Annotated in this window: 16 protein-coding genes and 1 pseudogene; 12 read left to right on the top strand and 5 right to left on the bottom strand. The window is 74.2% G+C overall.

Going from position 1 to position 16312, the window contains the following annotated elements; all coding sequences use genetic code 11:
* The first annotated feature begins 122 nt into the window (after positions 1 to 122).
* The 4 genes from BX266_RS28045 to BX266_RS28030 all read left to right on the top strand — a co-directional run bounded on the left by BX266_RS28045 (position 123) and on the right by BX266_RS28030 (position 3531).
* Entirely contained in the window at positions 123 to 1376 is a 1254-nt protein-coding gene (locus BX266_RS28045) for an aromatic acid exporter family protein (RefSeq protein ID WP_099904231.1), read from the top strand.
* Positions 1377 to 1527: 151 nt separating this feature from the next.
* Entirely contained in the window at positions 1528 to 2196 is a 669-nt protein-coding gene (locus BX266_RS28040) for a hypothetical protein (RefSeq protein WP_259464885.1), read from the top strand.
* Positions 2193 to 2876 (top strand): class F sortase, encoded by a 684-nt coding sequence (locus tag BX266_RS28035; RefSeq protein WP_259464884.1) that lies wholly within the window; start codon positions 2193 to 2195, stop codon positions 2874 to 2876. The genes BX266_RS28040 and BX266_RS28035 overlap by 4 nt, the downstream gene beginning before the upstream one ends.
* A gap of 202 nt (positions 2877 to 3078) precedes the next feature.
* A complete protein-coding gene (locus BX266_RS28030; RefSeq protein WP_099904229.1) occupies positions 3079 to 3531 on the top strand; it encodes a hypothetical protein in 453 nt (150 codons plus the stop codon).
* 70 nt (positions 3532 to 3601) lie between these two features.
* On the opposite strand, the gene BX266_RS28025 is transcribed toward BX266_RS28030, so the two are convergent.
* Positions 3602 to 4222: a TetR/AcrR family transcriptional regulator gene (locus tag BX266_RS28025; protein ID WP_180290644.1), complete on the bottom strand. Its 621-nt coding sequence runs from the start codon at positions 4220 to 4222 to the stop codon at positions 3602 to 3604.
* A 103-nt stretch (positions 4223 to 4325) separates the two neighbouring features.
* Positions 4326 to 5639: a histidinol dehydrogenase gene (hisD, locus tag BX266_RS28020; protein WP_099904225.1), complete on the bottom strand. Its 1314-nt coding sequence runs from the start codon at positions 5637 to 5639 to the stop codon at positions 4326 to 4328.
* A 136-nt stretch (positions 5640 to 5775) separates the two neighbouring features.
* On the opposite strand from hisD, the gene BX266_RS38950 reads away from it, so the two are divergent.
* The 4 genes from BX266_RS38950 to BX266_RS28005 all read left to right on the top strand — a co-directional run bounded on the left by BX266_RS38950 (position 5776) and on the right by BX266_RS28005 (position 9194).
* Positions 5776 to 5931 carry a hypothetical protein gene (locus BX266_RS38950; RefSeq protein ID WP_180290643.1) on the top strand — a complete coding sequence of 52 codons (156 nt, stop codon included), beginning with the start codon at positions 5776 to 5778 and terminating at the stop codon, positions 5929 to 5931.
* Between the two features lie 233 nt (positions 5932 to 6164).
* Complete coding sequence (locus BX266_RS28015) at positions 6165 to 7820, top strand: FUSC family protein (RefSeq protein ID WP_120314431.1); 1656 nt, start codon at positions 6165 to 6167, stop codon at positions 7818 to 7820.
* Positions 7821 to 7951: 131 nt separating this feature from the next.
* On the top strand, positions 7952 to 8590 hold the full coding sequence (locus BX266_RS28010; RefSeq protein ID WP_099904222.1) for an ATP-dependent Clp protease proteolytic subunit: 639 nt from the start codon (positions 7952 to 7954) through the stop codon (positions 8588 to 8590).
* A gap of 1 nt (position 8591) precedes the next feature.
* A complete protein-coding gene (locus BX266_RS28005; RefSeq protein ID WP_099904220.1) occupies positions 8592 to 9194 on the top strand; it encodes a ClpP family protease in 603 nt (200 codons plus the stop codon).
* A 51-nt stretch (positions 9195 to 9245) separates the two neighbouring features.
* On the opposite strand, the gene BX266_RS28000 is transcribed toward BX266_RS28005, so the two are convergent.
* Positions 9246 to 9686, bottom strand: a complete 441-nt coding sequence (locus BX266_RS28000; protein WP_099904218.1) for a RodZ family helix-turn-helix domain-containing protein — start codon at positions 9684 to 9686, stop codon at positions 9246 to 9248.
* 189 nt (positions 9687 to 9875) lie between these two features.
* Here BX266_RS28000 and BX266_RS27995 point away from each other — a divergent pair, with 189 nt between their 5' ends.
* From BX266_RS27995 to pntB, 4 genes and pseudogenes are all read left to right on the top strand, one after another.
* Positions 9876 to 10931, top strand: a complete 1056-nt coding sequence (locus BX266_RS27995; protein WP_099904216.1) for a phosphatidylinositol-specific phospholipase C domain-containing protein — start codon at positions 9876 to 9878, stop codon at positions 10929 to 10931.
* Positions 10932 to 11252: 321 nt separating this feature from the next.
* Positions 11253 to 11609 (top strand): annotated as a pseudogene (locus BX266_RS40235) (response regulator transcription factor); the annotation flags it as partial.
* A gap of 379 nt (positions 11610 to 11988) precedes the next feature.
* Positions 11989 to 13545 (top strand): Re/Si-specific NAD(P)(+) transhydrogenase subunit alpha, encoded by a 1557-nt coding sequence (locus BX266_RS27985; protein WP_099904212.1) that lies wholly within the window; start codon positions 11989 to 11991, stop codon positions 13543 to 13545.
* 6 nt (positions 13546 to 13551) lie between these two features.
* On the top strand, positions 13552 to 15015 hold the full coding sequence (gene pntB, locus BX266_RS27980) for a Re/Si-specific NAD(P)(+) transhydrogenase subunit beta (protein ID WP_099904210.1): 1464 nt from the start codon (positions 13552 to 13554) through the stop codon (positions 15013 to 15015).
* Between the two features lie 52 nt (positions 15016 to 15067).
* Here pntB and BX266_RS27975 read toward each other — a convergent pair whose 3' ends face one another.
* A complete protein-coding gene (locus tag BX266_RS27975) occupies positions 15068 to 15292 on the bottom strand; it encodes a hypothetical protein (protein ID WP_099904208.1) in 225 nt (74 codons plus the stop codon).
* A 138-nt stretch (positions 15293 to 15430) separates the two neighbouring features.
* The gene (locus tag BX266_RS27970; RefSeq protein ID WP_099904206.1) at positions 15431 to 15901 is read right to left on the bottom strand and encodes an SsgA family sporulation/cell division regulator; all 471 of its coding nucleotides are present in this window, start codon (positions 15899 to 15901) and stop codon (positions 15431 to 15433) included.
* Between the last annotated feature and the right edge of the window lie 411 nt (positions 15902 to 16312).

The following is a 16312-nucleotide window of genomic DNA, read 5'->3' as shown; positions in this document are numbered from 1 at the left end:
CGCAGGCCGATGTCCTCCGCGGCGGCCGAGTGGGCCCCGGACCGGCCGCGGAGTAGCACCTTCGGGTCAACGCCGCAGCCCGGGGGCGGTGTGAGCGGCCGTCACGGGGAAAGAAGGGCGGCATGCGCTTTGTTCCGGAGTCGGTGGCGGCGGCGGTACGCCGCGGGGCCAGGGATCCCTTCGTGGTCCAGACGGTGCGGGCCACGGTGGCCGCCACGCTCGCGTACGTGGTGGCCACCTGGCTGAGCCGGGAGCCGGTGCCGCTGACCGCGCCGCTCACCGCGCTGCTGGTGGTGCAGGTGACGGTCTACTCGACGCTCACCACCAGCATCCGGCGGGTCAACTCGGTGGTGGTCGGCGTGCTGATCGCCATCGGGTTCTCCACCGTGGTCGGGCTGTCCTGGTGGAGCCTCGGGCTGATCATCCTCGCCTCGCTGGTCATCGGACGGTTCGTCCGGGTGGACGAGTTCGTCCAGGAGGTGGCGATCAGCGCGATGCTGATCCTCGGCGTCTCCCAGGTCACCTCGCAGGCCTGGGACCGGGTCCTGGAGACGCTGATCGGCGCGGGCGTCGGCCTGCTGTTCAACCTGGTGTTCGCCGCGCCCGTCTGGGTGGACACCGCCGGCGAGTCCATCGAGGACCTGGCCCGCCGGGCCCGGCACCTGCTGGTCGACCTCGCCGAGGAACTCGGCCGCCCCGTCCCGGTGGAGCGCGCCGCCGAACGGCTGCACGAGGCCCGCCGGCTGGACCAGGCGATCGCCGAGGTGGACAGCGCACTGCGGCAGGCCGAGGACAGCCTGCGGCTCAACCCGCGGATCAGCGAAGGGCTGCTGTCCCGGCTGGTGCTGCGCACCGGCCTGGACACCCTGGAGATCTGCGTGGTCGTCATCCGGGTGATCGCCCGCTCGCTGACCGACCTCGCCAAGCGCCGCGAGCCCGGCGAGCGGCTGTTCCCGGCGGACGTCGCGGTCGCCATGGAGGAACTGTTCGGCCACGTCGGCGGCGCCCTGGTCAGCTTCGCGGTGCTGGTCACCACCCAGGTCAGCCGCAACGCGGAGGAGGCCGAGCAGCGGCTGACCTCCGAACTCGCCGCCGCCTGGACCTGCCGGGAGAACGTCGCCCAGCTGCTGCTGCGCCGCGTCCAGGAGCACCCCGAGGCCTGGCAGCTGCACGGCTCGCTGCTCGCCGAGGTGGACCGCATCCTCGACGAACTCGACCTGGAGCACCGCGGCCGCCGCCTGATGGAGGAACTCGACCGGGCCTCGGTCGCCAACCGCGAACGCTTCTCCCGCTTCTCGCGGCTGCGCCGGCTGGCCCGCGGCGAGCGCCTGCGGCCGCGCCGGCGCCGGCGGCCGCCCCAGCAGGAGGCCGCCTGACGGCCGTCGCGCCGGTGCGCTGGGCCGACGGAGCGAAAGATCGTACCGGTCGCGGTGTGGTGTGACGGTCCGTCAGGTCGCGGCGAGGACTCTCTGTGGGGTGTCGGCGGAGTGCCGGCAGCTCCCCGTCAACCCACCCTCCGGAGTCCTCATGGCCCCCTCCCCGGCCGAGCGCCGCCGGCCGCTGCTGCGCGCCGCTGCCCTGACCGGCGCCGCCGTCCTGCCGCTGGCCGCGTTCGCGGGCGCCGCCCACGCCGCGCCCGGCGACAACGGCGACGTCAAGATCCACGCCGTCGGCACGGTGTCCGACGCCCACGCCAACCAGCCCAAGGTCTGCAGCTTCTACCTGGACGCCTTCAACTTCGACACCGTCACCAAGGTGACCTGGGAGATCGACCAGCAGCCGCCGACCGGCACCGCCAAGGTGCTCTCCGGCGACATCACGCTGCTCACCGGCGCCGGGCAGACCCAGAACCTGTCGCTGCCCGAGGGCCACTACAAGCTGCTCTGGCAGTTCGCGGGAGAGAACGGCAACGGCAAGCAGAAGGTCTTCATGGTCGACTGCCCCGACCTCAGCTCCCCGCCGCCCAGCGGGTCGCCCTCGCCCAGCCCGTCCGCCTCCAGCTCCGGCGGCGTCGGCACGTCCGCCTCCCCGGGCACCTCGACCAGCCCGACCCGCGCGCCGCAGGGCGGGGTCGCGGCCGGTGCGGGCGGCTCCTCGCGCGACCTCAACCCGGCCGAGGTCGCCGTCGGCGGCGCCCTGATCGCCGGGGCCGCCTGGCTGGTCGTGCGCCGCAACCGCCGCCGCTCGCGGCGTTGACGCACCGGCCCCGACACCGGCGCTCCCGCGGTGCCGACCTGTTCCGGGTCGGCGCCGCGGGCGTCGCCCTGCTGTGCGGCGCCTGGCTGGTCGACGACGGCCTGACGACCGCTCAGCCCCCGCCACCCGCCCCGCCCGCGGCGACCACCGGCCCCTCCCCCGCCGCCACCGCCGTCACCGCCGCGCCGCCCGCGCCGAGCGCCGCCCCGGCCGCCGCAGCGCTCGCCTCGTCCGAACCCAAGCGCCTGCGCATCCCGTCGATCTCCGTGGACGCCGCCTTCACGCCGCTCGGCCTGGACGCCACCGGCGCGCTCGCCACCCCGCCGATCGGCCGCCCCAACCTGGTCGGCTGGTACCGCTACGCCGCCACCCCCGGCGCGGACGGCACCGCCGTCGTCGTCGGCCACGTCGACGACCAGCACGGCCCCGGGGTCCTCTACCGCCTCGGCCTGCTCCGCCCCGGACTGACCATCACCGTCACCCGGCAGGACCGCCGCACCGCGACCTTCACGGTCGACGCCGTCCGCTCGTTCCCGAAGACCGCGTTCCCCACCGCCGAGGTCTACGCCGCGACCGGCCGCCCGGAACTGCGGGTCATCACCTGCGGCGGCCACTACGACCGCCGCACCGGCTACGACTCCAACACCGTGGTCTTCGCCCACCTCACCGCCGGGGCCTGAGCAGCCGCGGTAAGGTGACGGTCGGTCAGCACGGCCCGCGCCCGCCGGGACGATACGGATACGAACGGGTGATTCTGCACCGCTTCCCCGTCCGGTGGCGAGCCGCGCCGCGGGAGTCCACGACCCTTGCGCGGAACGGGATCCGGCCACGCCCCCGCACCGCCGGCCACCAGACACGCTGAGTGACGCCTGAGCACGGTGCGTGTCCAAGGTGTGGTGGTATGGGTCCCGCGTCCGGGCCGGCGCGTCCACCACCGACGCGCACCGGGCCGCGCCGCCCGCCGTGACCATCGACTTCAGCGGCACCAACTCCGAGGCGGGCGCGGCCACGGCGGTCGGCGCGGGCTTCGGTGGCACCGCCGCGGTCAAGGACGCCTCCGGCGCCCAGGTCGCCACCGGCTACGACATGTGCGACAAGGACGCGGTCAAGGTCAACTCCGTCACCGCGTTCTGCCACGCCGACCTGGTGTTCACCAACGGCGACCAGGTCACCTTCACCGTGGTCGCGCCGATCGACGACCCGCTGACCGCAACCTACCCGAAGGACTTCGACGGCGTGATCACCGGCGGCACCGGCGCCTACAAGGGCCTCACCGGCGCGGTCCACATCAGCAACACCGCGGCCGCGGTCTACAACCTCACCTGGGAGTCCTGAACCCCGCCGTGGAGGGGAGCCGTCGGCCGACCGGCAGGTGGCTCCCCTCCGGCGTTCACCACCCGCCCGTTCAGCGCCCCGTCAGCTCGGGCAGCTCGCAGCAGAGTTGCTCGGCGGCGAAGGCGGTCAGCAGGCGCTCGGCCAGGTCCACGCCGACCGAGGAGTTGTGGCTGACGATGTGCAGGCCCAGCCCGTCCTCCATCGCCAGCAGCGCCTGCGCCAGCTCGTGCGGCTCCCGCCGGACGGTGAACGCCCCGGACTCGACGCCCGCCTGCACGATGCCCTCGTACAGCATCACCTCACGGTCCCAGAGCGAGGCCATCAGGGCGGCGTGCACCCGGCTGCGGGCCGCCAACCCGTGCAGTTCGTACAGCAGTCGGCAGCTCGCGTCGTCCGGCCCGGACGGCAGCCCGGAGCGGACGGCGCGCACCAGGCGCTCGGCCGGGTCGGCGACCCGCGCCACGGCGCGCAGCCGGGCCGCCACGTACCGGTCGACCAGGGTCCGGTGCAGCTCGTACACCAGGTCGTCGGTGTTCGCGTAGTGGTACAGCACCGACCCCGGCGAGACGCCCGCCTCGCTGGCCACCGCCCGCACCGTCAACGCGGACAGGCCGCTGCGCAGCAGGGCGCGCTCGGCGGCCTCGACGAGCTCGGCACGGCGCTTCGCGGAATCGCGGCGGCTAGTGGTCACCCGGCCATCATCGCCCACCGCCGACGACCGCCGAGGCCGCGGGGGCGGTCGGGCACCCGCGGTCAGGCGGCGGTCAGGCACCGGCAGTCAGGCACACCGGCGGTCAGGCGCGGGCCGTGACGGTGGCGGCGTGCGCCGGGAAGTCCTCGTGGGCGGCGAAGGCTGTGACGATCGGGGCGAGCCGGCGGAAGGCGGGCTCGTCCAGCCGGGCGACCGCGATCCGGGTCAGGTAGGTGGCCGCGGTGACGCCGCTGACCCGGCGGGCGTACCCGGAGGTCGGCAGGGTGGCCGGGGTGCCGATGGCGAAGTTGGACGCGGCCATGGTGGTCCACTGGCCGAGCAGCACCGTCCCGGCGTGCCGGACCAGCGGGAGCCAGGACTCCGGTTCGGCGACGGCCAGTTGGAGGTGTTCGGGGGCGTAGGCGTTGGCGATGCCCATCGCCTCGGCGCGGTCGGCGGCGAGCAGGATCCCGCCGTTGTGCAGGATCGACGCCGCCGCGTAAGCGGCCCGGGGCGCGGGCAGGGCGGCGAGCTGCTCGGCGACGTTTGCGGCGGCGGCCGCCAGTACCTCCGGGTCGGTGCCGACCAGCACGGCGGAGGAGTCCGGGCCGTGCTCGGCCTCGTTGACCAGGTCGACGGCCAGCAGCCGCGGATCGGCCGACCCGTCGGCGACGATCAGCGCGTCGGTCGGCCCGAACCCGGGCTCGACCACGCAGCCGAGGCGCTGCACCTCGGCCTGCGCGACGGCGACCGCCGGGCTGCCCGGGCCGACGATCTTGCCGACCCGTGGCACCGTCGCCGTCCCGCAGGCCAGCGCGGCCACCCCGGCCGGGCCGTTGCACCGGTAGACCTCGCGGATCCCCAGCTCCTCGGCCACCACCAGCACCGCGGGGTCGACCTGCCCGCCCGTCCCGGGCGTCGGCGGCACCACGACCGCGATCCGCTCCACCCCGGCGACCACCGCGGGCGTGCCGATCTGGATCAGCACCGACGGGTACGAGCCCTTTCCGGACGGCACGAACAGCCCGACCGAGTCGATCGCCCGAACGATCTCCCCGGTCTCCGCCCCGGCCTCCGCCCGCCGCCACGACCCGCGCTCCCGCACCACCTCGTTGAACGCCCGCACCTGCGCGATCGAGGCCCGGACGGCGGCCACCAGCCCAGCCGGGAGCGCCGCCCGCGCCGCCGCGAACTCTGCTTTACTCACTTGTAGTTGATTGCCCCTCAGCTCTAGCCCGTCGAACCGCCGCAGGGCATCGAGCACGGCCGCGTCCCCCCGCGTCCGAACGTCCTCGACCAGGTCGGCGATCGCCGCCCGCAGCCCGGCGGGCGGCTCGGCGCCCCGCTCCAGCAGGCGCCGCCGCTCCGGCTCGGGCAGGCTGGACCAGGCGCGGACCTCGGGGCGGGCGGCGTTCATGGCGGATCTCCTGACGGCGGGTCAAAGCTCGGCAACTTTGAACAAGTGTTCAGAACCAGCCGATCGCCGTCAACGCAGTTTTGCAGCCACCGTCGACGCTTGGCTGAACATCCGTTCAATCTCTGACCCGAGTGCAGTGCACCGGCAGCTGCCGCTTCGTCAACGCGTCCGCCTCCACCTTCCTGCGCAGCCTGGACGCCCTGCGCTGACCGCGACCGACCCGCAGGTCTTCCACCAGGAGTCGACCTGGTGGAGCGTGGTGGTCGAGCAGATGTGGCACGGCCTGTTCTGACGGTCCGTCGGACGGCCGCGTCCGGCGGGCATTCGGGGGACGCCGGGAGGTCACGCGGTCTCGCCCGGTTGCGCTAAATCACGCGGCCAGGCGGCGCAGAGCCGCGGCGTCGGCGGGCCGGGGGCGGCGGGAGCTCCCCTTGCATGTGGCGCATGGCAACGCTTCGACATGAGCTTCGACCACCCGGGCCCCTGCTGCTGTCGTGGGTGCGGCAGACGTGTGCCCCCGGACGGGTGCCCGCCGTTACCCCGGCGGCCTGGCGGTCGCTGGCGGCGATCACCGGGCCGGTCGGCGCCGGGATGCTGATCGGCCGACCGGCCGAGGGGGTGATGGTCGCGCTGGGGGCCCTGTCGGCGGTACTGACCGAGACGGCCACCGGCTACCGGCATCGGGTGCTGGCCATGGGCGCTCCGCAACTGCTTGGCCTGGCAGGGGCTTTCGCCACCCTCGCGGCGAAGGGCGGACCGTTCGCGCCCTGCGTGCTGCCCGCGCTCGGGGTGCTGGCCGGGGCGCTGGCGTGTCTGGGGGCCGAGGGTTCACTGGCCGCGATGATCCTGCTGATGGACGCCGAGGTGGTGCTCGACCTGCCGCTGCCCGGCCCGCTCTGGCACGGGCCCGCGCTGCTGCTGCTCGGCGGCGGCTCGGTGCTCGCCGCGGCACTGGCCGGCGGGCCGTTCTACCGCGACCGGCCCGAACGGGCGCTGCTGGCCCGGTGCCTGACGGGCTGCGCGGACGCGCTGCGCGAGCCCACGGCCGACCGGCGGACGCTGCACGATGCGGTGGAGCGCGTCCGACACACCGCCGCGGTGGGCGGCAGTCCGCTGCTGGGGCGTCATCTTCCCGGCCTGCAGGCCCTGTCGGAGCTGGTCTCGGCCGCCGCGTCCAGGGGTGTGCGGGTGAACGGGGCGGTGGCGGACCGGCTGTACGCGGAGGCCGCGGCACTGACCGGCGGCCGTCCGACGCGGCTGCCCTGGCCGAAACCGCAGCCGCCGTGGTCGTTCGACGCGCGAGTGGTCCGGGCCGCCCGGGCGGCGGTCGCACCGGCAACCGCCCGGAACCGGACGGCCCGTCAATCACCGTTCGGGCAACGGGTGCTGGCGGATCCGCTGGTGTGGCTGTGCGGGCTGCGGGTGGGCCTGGCGCTGCTGCTGGCGGGTGCGGCGGCCGCGTACTGGCACCTGCCGCACCCGTACTGGGCGGTACTGAACGTGACCTTCGTCTGCCGTCCGGAGGTCGGGCCGGTGACCGGGCGGGCCTTGCAGCGGTTCGCGGGGACGGCGCTGGCGGCGCCGGCCGGCGGGGCGGCGCTGGTCTGGGCCGGTCCGGGTTGGGGGCTGGTGGCGGTCTTGGCGGTGGCCGCGGGGCTGATCCCTGCGCTGGCGGGGACGGGCTACGCGTACCAGACGGCCGCGCTGGCCACCGTGGTGCTGATGGTCACTCAGCTGGCCGGAGATCCGGCGCTCGCCCTGCTGCTGCCGCTGCTGGCGAACTGTGCGATCGGCTGCCTGGCGTCGGTGCTGGCCTGCGAGCTGTTCGGCGCCCGGCACCGGCACCTCGTGCTGGCCCGGCGGCTGGCGGCGGCGGTCGAGCAGGCCACGACGGCCCCCGGCCCGAACCACCTGGCGCGTCCGGCCACGGTTCCCGGCCCGCTGCAGCAAATCGCGCTGGCCCGGCACGAGTTGGAGCTGATCCGGCGCGAGCCACCGTGGCGGCGCGGTGCCGCGGCACGGTCGGCCGCACGGATCGCGGAGGCCGAACGGACGGTGGACGCCGCCCTCGCCGCGCGCCTGGTCGGTCCGGCCCCGAGCACTGCGGTGGGCGAGCACCGCACCCGGGTCGATGCCCGTGGGCGGGTGAGCCGCGGGCGCATCGGGGCATCGAGTCACTGAGTCGCCGAGCAATCGTCGAAGCGCTCTGCCCGTGGCGAATCTGCGGCGGGCAGAGCGGGGCCGTGCGGGGGCCTCCGCGGGGTGAGAGTGAGGGGGACGGCCTTCCCCGACCCCGAAGAAGGAGGCACCAGATGGGCTCGCTCAGCACGCTCCGGCCCCGCGCGGAGGAGGGCGACACGCCCCCCAGCCGCTTCGACGACCACCTCGCGGCGCAGCTGCTCGCGCAGCGGATCGTCCTGCTCGGCACCCAGGTCGACGACGTGTCGGCGAACCGGGTGTGCGCGCAGCTGCTGCTGCTGTCCGCCGAGGACCCGCGCACCGACATCTGCCTGTACATCAACAGCCCGGGCGGGTCGGTCACCGCGGGCCTGGCGATCTACGACACCATGCGGCTGATCCCCAATGACGTCTCCACCCTCGCGATGGGCTTCGCCGCCAGCATGGGCCAGTTCCTGCTGACCGTGGGCGCGCCCGGCAAGCGGTTCGCCCTGCCGAACGCGCGGATCATGATGCACCAGCCGTCGGCGGGCATCGGCGGCACCGCCGCGGACATCGAGATCCAGGCGGAGAACCTGGAGTTCACCAAGCGGGCGATCGAGCGGATCACCGCCGAGCACACCGGGCAGAGCGAGCAGACCATCGCCCGGGACGGCGACCGGGACCGCTGGTTCACCGCCGAACAGGCCCGCGAGTACGGGATGGTGGACCACGTGGTGGAGTCGCTCGCCGACATCCGCCCGGCGTCCTCGCGCCCGCGAATGGGGCTGTGACATGGCCTCCTACCCGATCCCGTACGTCATCGAGCGGACCGCGCAGGGCGAACGGTCCTACGACGTGTTCAGCCGGCTGCTGAACGAGCGCATCGTCTTCCTCGGCACCGAGATCGACGACGGCGTGGCCAACACCGTCATCGCCCAGCTGCTCCACCTGGAGTCGGCGAACCCCGGCGAGGAGATCGCGCTCTACCTCAACTCGCCCGGCGGATCGTTCACTTCGCTGATGGCGATCTACGACACCATGACCTTCGTGCAGTCGCCGATCTCGACCTTCTGCGTCGGCCAGGCCGCCTCCACCGCGGCGGTGCTGCTGGCCGGTGGCGACCCGGGGCGGCGGTTCGTGCTCCGGCACGCCCGGGTGCTGCTCGGCCAGCCGGCCAGCGGCGGCCGGCAGGGCACCGTCTCCGACCTCAGTCTGGCCGCCAAGGAGATGGTCCGGATCCGCGGCCAGGTGGAGGAGGTGCTGTCCCGGCACACCCACCACGACGTGGCGACGCTGCGCGCCGACATGGACCGGGACAAGGTGTTCGGCGCCGAGGAGGCCGTCGCCTACGGCCTGGCCGACCACGTGGTGAGCCGCCGCGCGGTACCGGCCTGACCTCTCGTCACCGGCGGCCGGGTCCTGGACCGGACCCGGCCGCCCGGGTGCTCAGGCCGCCAGGCAGAGGCCGTTGTAGGGCGCGGCGGGCGCCGTGCCGCGGCTGTACGACGCGACCGACGCGGCGCGGGAGCGGCGGCTCACCGCGGGGCGGGTCAGGTCCTGCTGGGCGAGCGAGAGCACCTCGGCGAGACCCAGGCCGAGCGCCCGGGCGGCGGCGGCGAGCACCTCGGACGAGGCCTCCTTGCGGCCGCGCTCCAACTCCGACAGGTACGGCACCGAGATCCGGGCCTGCTCCGCGACGTCCTTCAACGTCCGCTTCTGGGCCAGCCGTTGCTGCCGCAGCACCCCGCCGACCACGTCCCGCCAGAGCGGCTCGCGCGGGGCGGAAACCGGCTCCGGCACGGGCCGCACGGCAGGCCGGACGGCGGGCGGGGCGCCCTGCGGGCGCAGCGGGATGACGCGGGCGTGGTCCGGCGCAGGAGTGCTCATCCCTCCAGCGTAGGCATCGGGGGCGTCGGGGGAAGGGCGTGGCGCTCTGCTGTGAGTGAAGCCTGGGGCGTTGTCGCCGTGTCTTGACGCCGCGTCAGTTTCCGCCATCCTTCTTTGTCATGTCACCTCAAGGTCGTCGGGGGTGGCGATGCTACTGCCCGCCACCCGACCGACGAGGGGACCTGTCGCATGAAGCTCCGCCGCATCGCCACCGCCACCGCCGCGCTCGCCGCGGCCTTCGCGCTCCCGATCGGCCTCGGCGGCAGCGCCGACGCCGCCACCCCCGCCGAGCTGCCGTTCGCCTCCACCGCCGGTGTCGGCATCCACAACACCTACGACCCGGCCGCCTTCGGGTTCCTGGCGCAGGGCCTGGACACCGGCACCGCGATGATCGAGCTCGACGTGTGGACCGACACCGTCACCAAGGAGTGGAAGGTCAGCCACTCCAACCCGCTGGGCAACTCCAACAACTGCGTCACCGCGTCCTCCGCCGCCCAGCTGTACACCGGCGGCGCCAACAAGAACCTGGAGACCTGCCTGGACGACGTCCGGGTCTGGCTCGCCGCCCACCCGTCGGCCGGCCCGCTGACCGTCAAGCTCGAACTCAAGGGCGGCTTCGCCGGCAACCGCGGCATGGGCCCCGCCGAACTCGACGCGCTGATCGCCGCCCACCTCGGCAGCGCCGCCTTCCGCCCCGCCGACCTGCTCGCCAAGCCCGGCGGCGGCAGCTACGCCACCCTCGACGACGCCGCCCGGGCCGGGAACTGGCCCAGCCGGGCGAGCCTGGCCGGCCGCGCCCTGGTGTACGCCATCCCCGGCACCGTCGAGGAGGGCAACCCGTTCGACACCCTGCACACCGACGTCGAGTACGCCCGCCACCTGCGCGACCTCGCCGCCGCCGGACGGATCGGCGACGCCCGGCTGTTCCCCGCCGTGCACGGCGCGGCCGCCGGCGACCCGCGCAACGGCTACTCCGAGACCGGCATCCGCCCGTGGTTCGTGGTCTTCGACGGCGACGCCGCCGCGTACCAGAACGGCATCGACACCTCCTGGTACGACGCCCGCCACTACCTGCTGACCATGACCGACGCGCAGAACGTCGCCCCGGCGATCAGCGCCACCGACCCCACCGCCGACCAGGCCCGCGCCCGCGCCGTCCAGCTCGCCGCGGCCCACGCCACCCTGGTCTCCGCCGACTGGCGGCACCTCCCCGAGATCCAGTCCCTGGTCCTCCCCCGGGGCTGACGCCACGCCGGCCCGTCTCCTCCCCGGGGACGGGCCGGCCCGGCTCGGCTCATGCGTACGCAGTACGAGAACGGCCTGCGCAGCGACGACGACGCGGCCGGGGTCGGCGACGAAGGATGGGACATGCTGCGGGCGGACCGCGCCGGGAACGGCGACGGGGCCGCTCGCCCGGCGTTCCCGGACCCCGCACCGACCCGAAGGAGGCCGCACTCCCGTGGCCACGTTCCTGTACCGCCTGGGCCGATGGGCCTTCGACCGGCGCAAGTGGGTGACCCTGCTCTGGGTCGCCGTGCTGGCCGTGACCGGGATGCTCGCGGCGAAGGCGCCCGCGGCAAGGGCGCGGCCCCCGCCGAACTGCTCTCCGCCGTCCGCACCGTGGCCGCCGGGGAGGCGCTGCTCTCGCCCGCCGCGACCCGCGCCGTGATCGAGCAGTTCCTCGCCCAGCCCGGCCCCGCCGCCACGGGTCCGCCGGCCGAGCGGCTCGCGGTGCTCACTGCCCGCGAGCGCGAGGTGATGGCGATGGCCGCCACCGGCGTGGCCAACGAGGAGATCGCCGAGCGGATGTTCGTCAGCCCGTTCACCATCCGCACCCACATCCACCGCGCGATGGCCAAGCTCGACGCCCGCGACCGGGCCCAACTCGTCGCCATCGCCTACCAGTCCGGCCTGGTCCCGCCACACCGCCGGGCCCGGCGTCGAACGGGACCCGACCGCCGACCACGGTGGTGCGCAGCCACCCGGAACCGATCACGGTCTTCGGACGCCGCCCCACCCCGTCCAGCCCTCTGCGGACCGGCCCCGGTACCCCCCGCAGGGGTACGCGAAGCGCGGATGACATTGAACACGCCGGTGCACGAAGTGTTTCGCCGAAGGGCCGTGCCGGCCCGGGCCCGGAGCCGGGTAGCCCGATCCGGCGGAGTTGTGGTGACACATTTCACGGCTTGAGCCGTTCTGTGGGGAGGGCTCGGGAGTCTAGGTTCCTGCGACCAAGGGGAGAACAACTCCTCGATCGCGGATTGCGCCCGGCACCACCTCCTTCGACGAGAGAGAACGAGCGATGTCTGAACACGACTCCTCGCCGCGCCCGCCCCAACGGGTCGGCGTGGTCGCCGAGTCCGCCCCCGGGGAGACCCGGGTGGCGGCGACACCCTCCACCGTGCGCGGCCTGCTCGCGCTGGGGTACGAGGTGGTCGTCGAGTCCGGCGCGGGGTCGGCGTCCGGCTTCGACGACCGGGCGTACGCCGAGGCCGGCGCGGGCGTCGGCGACGCCTGGGCGGCCGACGTGGTGCTGAAGGTGAACGCGCCGTCGGACGCCGAGGTGGCCCGGCTGCGCGACGGCGCCACCCTGGTCGGCCTGCTGACGCCCGCTCAGCGCCCGGAGCTGCTGGCCGCCCTGTCGGCGCGTCCGGTGACGGCGCTGTCGCTGGACGCGGTGCCCCGGATCTCCCGCGCCCAGTCGATGGACGTGCTGAGCTCGATGGCCAACATCGCCGGGTACCGGGCCGTCATCGAGGCCGCCCACGTGTTCGGCCGGTTCTTCACCGGCCAGGTCACCGCGGCCGGCAAGGTCCCGCCGGCGAAGGTGCTGGTGGCGGGCGCGGGCGTGGCCGGCCTCGCCGCGATCGGCGCCGCCTCCAGCCTCGGCGCGATCGTCCGGGCCACCGACCCGCGCCCCGAAGTGGCGGACCAGGTAAGGTCGTTGGGCGGCGAGTACCTGCCGGTGGAGGTGGCCCAGGAGGCCAGCACCGACGGCTATGCCAAGGCCACCTCGGCCGACTACGACCGGGCCGCCGCGGAGCTGTACCACGCCCAGGCCGCGGACGTGGACATCGTCGTCACCACCGCGCTGATCCCCGGGCGCCCGGCGCCGAAGCTGCTCACCGCCGAGGACGTGGCGGCGATGAAGCCGGGCAGCGTGATCGTCGACATGGCGGCCGCCCAGGGCGGCAACGTGGCCGGCACGGTGGCCGGCCGGACGGTGGTCACCGACAACGGGGTCACCATCATCGGCTACACCGACCTGGCGTCCCGGCTGCCCGCGCAGGCCTCGCAGCTGTTCGGCACCAACCTGGTCAACCTGCTGAAGCTGCTCACCCCGGGCAAGGACGGCCGGCTGGTCCTCGACTTCGAGGACGTCGTGCAGCGCGCCGTGACGGTGGTGCGGGACGGCGAGACCACCTGGCCGCCACCGCCGGTCGCGGTCTCGGCGGCGCCCGCCGCCGCTCCCGCCGCCGCGCCCGCGGTCGCCGAGCCGAGGCCGAGCCGGGTCACCCCCGCCGTCCGGTTCGGCCTGATCGGCCTCGGGATGCTGGCGCTGTTCCTGGTGGTCGGCTTCGCCCCGACCCAACTGGCCGAGAACTTCACGGTGTTCACCCTCGCCGTGGTGATCGGCTACTACGTGATCGGCAAGGTCCACCACGCGCTGCACACGCCGCTGATGTCGGTGACCAACGCGATCTCCGGCATCGTGGTGATCGGCGCGCTGCTGCAGATCGGCCACGAGAGCGTCCTGGTCACCGTGCTGTCCTTCGTGGCGATCCTGCTGACCAGCGTGAACATCTTCGGCGGTTTCGCCGTCACCCGCCGCATGCTGAGCATGTTCTCGAAAGGCTGAGCCCCGATGACTTCCCTCACCGCCGCGCACGCCGCGGACCTGGTCGCCGCTCTGCTGTTCATCCTCAGCCTGGCCGGGCTCTCCCAGCACCGCACCTCCCGGGCCGGCGTCGCCTACGGCATCGCCGGCATGGCCCTCGCCCTCACCGCCACCGTGGTGGTGGCGGCGCAGAGCATCAGCGCCGGAGCGGTCGCGCTGATCCTGCTCGCGATGGCGCTCGGCGCCGGCATCGGCCTGTGGCGGGCCCGCCAGGTCGAGATGACCGGCATGCCCGAGCTGATCGCCGTCCTGCACAGCTTCGTCGGACTGGCCGCGGTCCTGGTCGGCTGGGACAGCTACCTGGAGGTGGAGCGGCACGGCGAGGCGCAGACCGCCGTCGGCGCCGACCTGCTGAGCATCCACCACGCCGAGGTGTTCATCGGCATCTTCATCGGCGCGGTCACCTTCACCGGCTCCATCGTCGCGTTCCTGAAGCTCTCCGCCCGGATCAACTCCCGCCCGCTGGTGCTGCCCGGCAAGAACGCGCTCAACCTGGGCGCGCTCGGCGCGTTCCTCGCCCTCACCGTCTGGTTCACCGTCAGCCCGAACCTCGGCCTGATGATCGCCGTCACCGTGCTGGCGCTGCTGCTCGGCTGGCACCTGGTCGCCTCGATCGGCGGCGGCGACATGCCGGTGGTGGTCTCCATGCTCAACAGCTACTCGGGCTGGGCGGCCGCCGCCGCGGGCTTCCTGCTCGACAACAACCTGCTGATCGTCACCGGCGCGCTGGTGGGCTCCTCCGGCGCCTACCTCTCCTACATCATGTGCAAGGCGATGAACCGTTCCTTCGTCTCCGTCATCGCGGGCGGCTTCGGCATCGAGGCTCCCTCCGGCGGCGCCGAGGAGGAGGGCGAGCACCGCGAGATCCGCGCCCAGGAGGCCGCCGAGCTGCTCGGCGCCGCCAAGTCCGTGATCATCACCCCGGGCTACGGCATGGCCGTCGCCCAGGCGCAGCACCCGGTCGCGGAGCTCACCCGGCGCCTGCGCGACCGCGGCATCGAGGTCCGCTTCGGCGTCCACCCGGTGGCCGGCCGGCTGCCCGGGCACATGAACGTGCTGCTGGCCGAGGCCAAGGTCCCCTACGACGTGGTGCTCGAAATGGACGAGATCAACGACGACTTCGCCGACACCTCGGTGGTGCTGGTGATCGGCGCCAACGACACCGTCAACCCGGCCGCGCTCGACGACCCGTCCAGCCCGATCGCCGGCATGCCGGTGCTGAAGGTGTGGGAGGCCGAGCAGGTCATCGTCTTCAAGCGCTCGATGGCCTCCGGCTACGCGGGCGTGCAGAACCCGCTGTTCTTCCGGGAGAACAGCTCGATGCTGTTCGGCGACGCCAAGCAGAGCGTGGAGGGCATCCTGCAGGCCCTCGACGCCGGCGGCCGCGCCGGATCCACCACCGCGCACCACGCGGCGGCGAGCGGCCGCTGACCGGCCGGAGAGCGGCCCCGGGCAGGTTGCGCGGGGCCGCTTCCGGGTCGGGTCAGAGCTTGTACATGCCGGTGAAGGGCTGGGTGACGCGCTCGAGGTGCGAGCCGAAGTCGACCAGCACGGCGGACTCGCCCTCGACACCGGTCACCCGGCCGAGGCCGAAGGAGTCGTGGGTGACCCGGTCTCCGACGTCGAAATGCTTGCGCGGCGCCTCGACCGGAGCTTTGAAGGGGCTGGTGGGCAGATGGCGGCGGACCGCTGGAGGCTTGTTGCTCATGGGTCTCCCAGTATGCGCCCGAACGGGCCCCGCCGGGCCGTTCCGACCGGTCGGATTTCGAGGAGAAACCGAAGACCCTGGTCGGAGGCGTCGATCCCGGACGTCTTCGCCGGCCGCCGTGTCGGCGTGCGCGCGGGGTCAGGGCGCGGGCGGGGCGCCGGGTGAGCGGAGCCGGTCGACCACGGCGTCCAGGTCGTGGTGCTCGAACTCGCGGCCGGCCGGCACCACCGTCCAGGACGCCTCCAGGAACGCCTGGACCAGCAGCTTCGGCGCCCTGAGCACGATCGTTCCGCCCCGGGCGCTCAGCGAGATGAACACCGTGTCGGGGGTGTGCCCGCCGCCGGGGCGCACCGACACGTCACCGGTCCCGACCGGCTCGGCCAGCCCGGTCGCCAGCACGTCGCGGGCGAACACCCGGGTCTCCGGCCCGTCCTGGCCGGTCGGGTGGTCCAGGTACACGGCGCACGGGTCCGTCCGGTAGTAGCGCAGCCGCGCGGGCACCTGCACGCCGCCGCCCGTGCAGGGCACCGCCCAGAGCGTCAGCAGGACTTCGCAGTCCGGGGTCCCGGCCTCCCGGCGCGGTCTGCGCGGGGGCTCCTGGCCGGTCATCGGCCGCTCCCGTGACGCCTCGTCAGCCCGGGCGCGCGGGTGCGGGCCGCCGGCAGGACGCCGAGCGGGCGCAGGAATAAGACGACAGTGTGCTGATAGCAGGTCACATCAGGAGCAACGATCCTGCAAGATCCCCGGTCACTCCCGCCGGCCGGATTCTTCGCGCCCGCCCCCGCCCGAACCCGCGTGCGGCGCGGCGGGGCGGCTCATCCCGGCCGCTCCCGGGTCCTCGACCGCTGCCTCTTCGGCGCCTGGCGCCCCGCGCACAGTTCCACCGGCCGGGGGCGGGGGCGGCCCGGGCGCGGGGGAAGGCGGGCGGGGAGAGGCGCGGCGGCAGGAGGAGTCGCCGCCACTCCGGGTCGGAGCGTCCGGGCACGGTTCGGCCGCCCGCGGTCCAGGCGGCGGCGAGGC

Origin of the sequence: Streptomyces sp. TLI_171 (assembly GCF_003610255.1) — a bacterium.
Classification (GTDB): Bacteria; Actinomycetota; Actinomycetes; order Streptomycetales; family Streptomycetaceae; genus Kitasatospora.
Note: the sequence above shows the minus strand (reverse complement) of the source record. Positions and strands in the feature narration are given on the sequence as shown.

Bases quoted from the DNA above. Each gene is read 5' to 3' on its own strand.
- BX266_RS28045 (WP_099904231.1), top strand. From the start codon at position 123: ATGCGCTTTGTTCCGGAGTCGGTGGCGGCGGCGGTACGCCGCGGGGCC.
- BX266_RS28040 (WP_259464885.1), top strand. From the start codon at position 1,528: ATGGCCCCCTCCCCGGCCGAGCGCCGCCGGCCGCTGCTGCGCGCCGCT.
- hisD (WP_099904225.1), bottom strand. From the start codon at position 5,639: ATGAACGCCGCCCGCCCCGAGGTCCGCGCCTGGTCCAGCCTGCCCGAG.
- BX266_RS28010 (WP_099904222.1), top strand. From the start codon at position 7,952: ATGGGCTCGCTCAGCACGCTCCGGCCCCGCGCGGAGGAGGGCGACACG.
- BX266_RS28005 (WP_099904220.1), top strand. From the start codon at position 8,592: ATGGCCTCCTACCCGATCCCGTACGTCATCGAGCGGACCGCGCAGGGC.
- BX266_RS28000 (WP_099904218.1), bottom strand. From the start codon at position 9,686: ATGAGCACTCCTGCGCCGGACCACGCCCGCGTCATCCCGCTGCGCCCG.
- BX266_RS27995 (WP_099904216.1), top strand. From the start codon at position 9,876: ATGAAGCTCCGCCGCATCGCCACCGCCACCGCCGCGCTCGCCGCGGCC.
- BX266_RS27985 (WP_099904212.1), top strand. From the start codon at position 11,989: ATGTCTGAACACGACTCCTCGCCGCGCCCGCCCCAACGGGTCGGCGTG.
- pntB (WP_099904210.1), top strand. From the start codon at position 13,552: ATGACTTCCCTCACCGCCGCGCACGCCGCGGACCTGGTCGCCGCTCTG.
- BX266_RS27975 (WP_099904208.1), bottom strand. From the start codon at position 15,292: ATGAGCAACAAGCCTCCAGCGGTCCGCCGCCATCTGCCCACCAGCCCC.
- BX266_RS27970 (WP_099904206.1), bottom strand. From the start codon at position 15,901: ATGACCGGCCAGGAGCCCCCGCGCAGACCGCGCCGGGAGGCCGGGACC.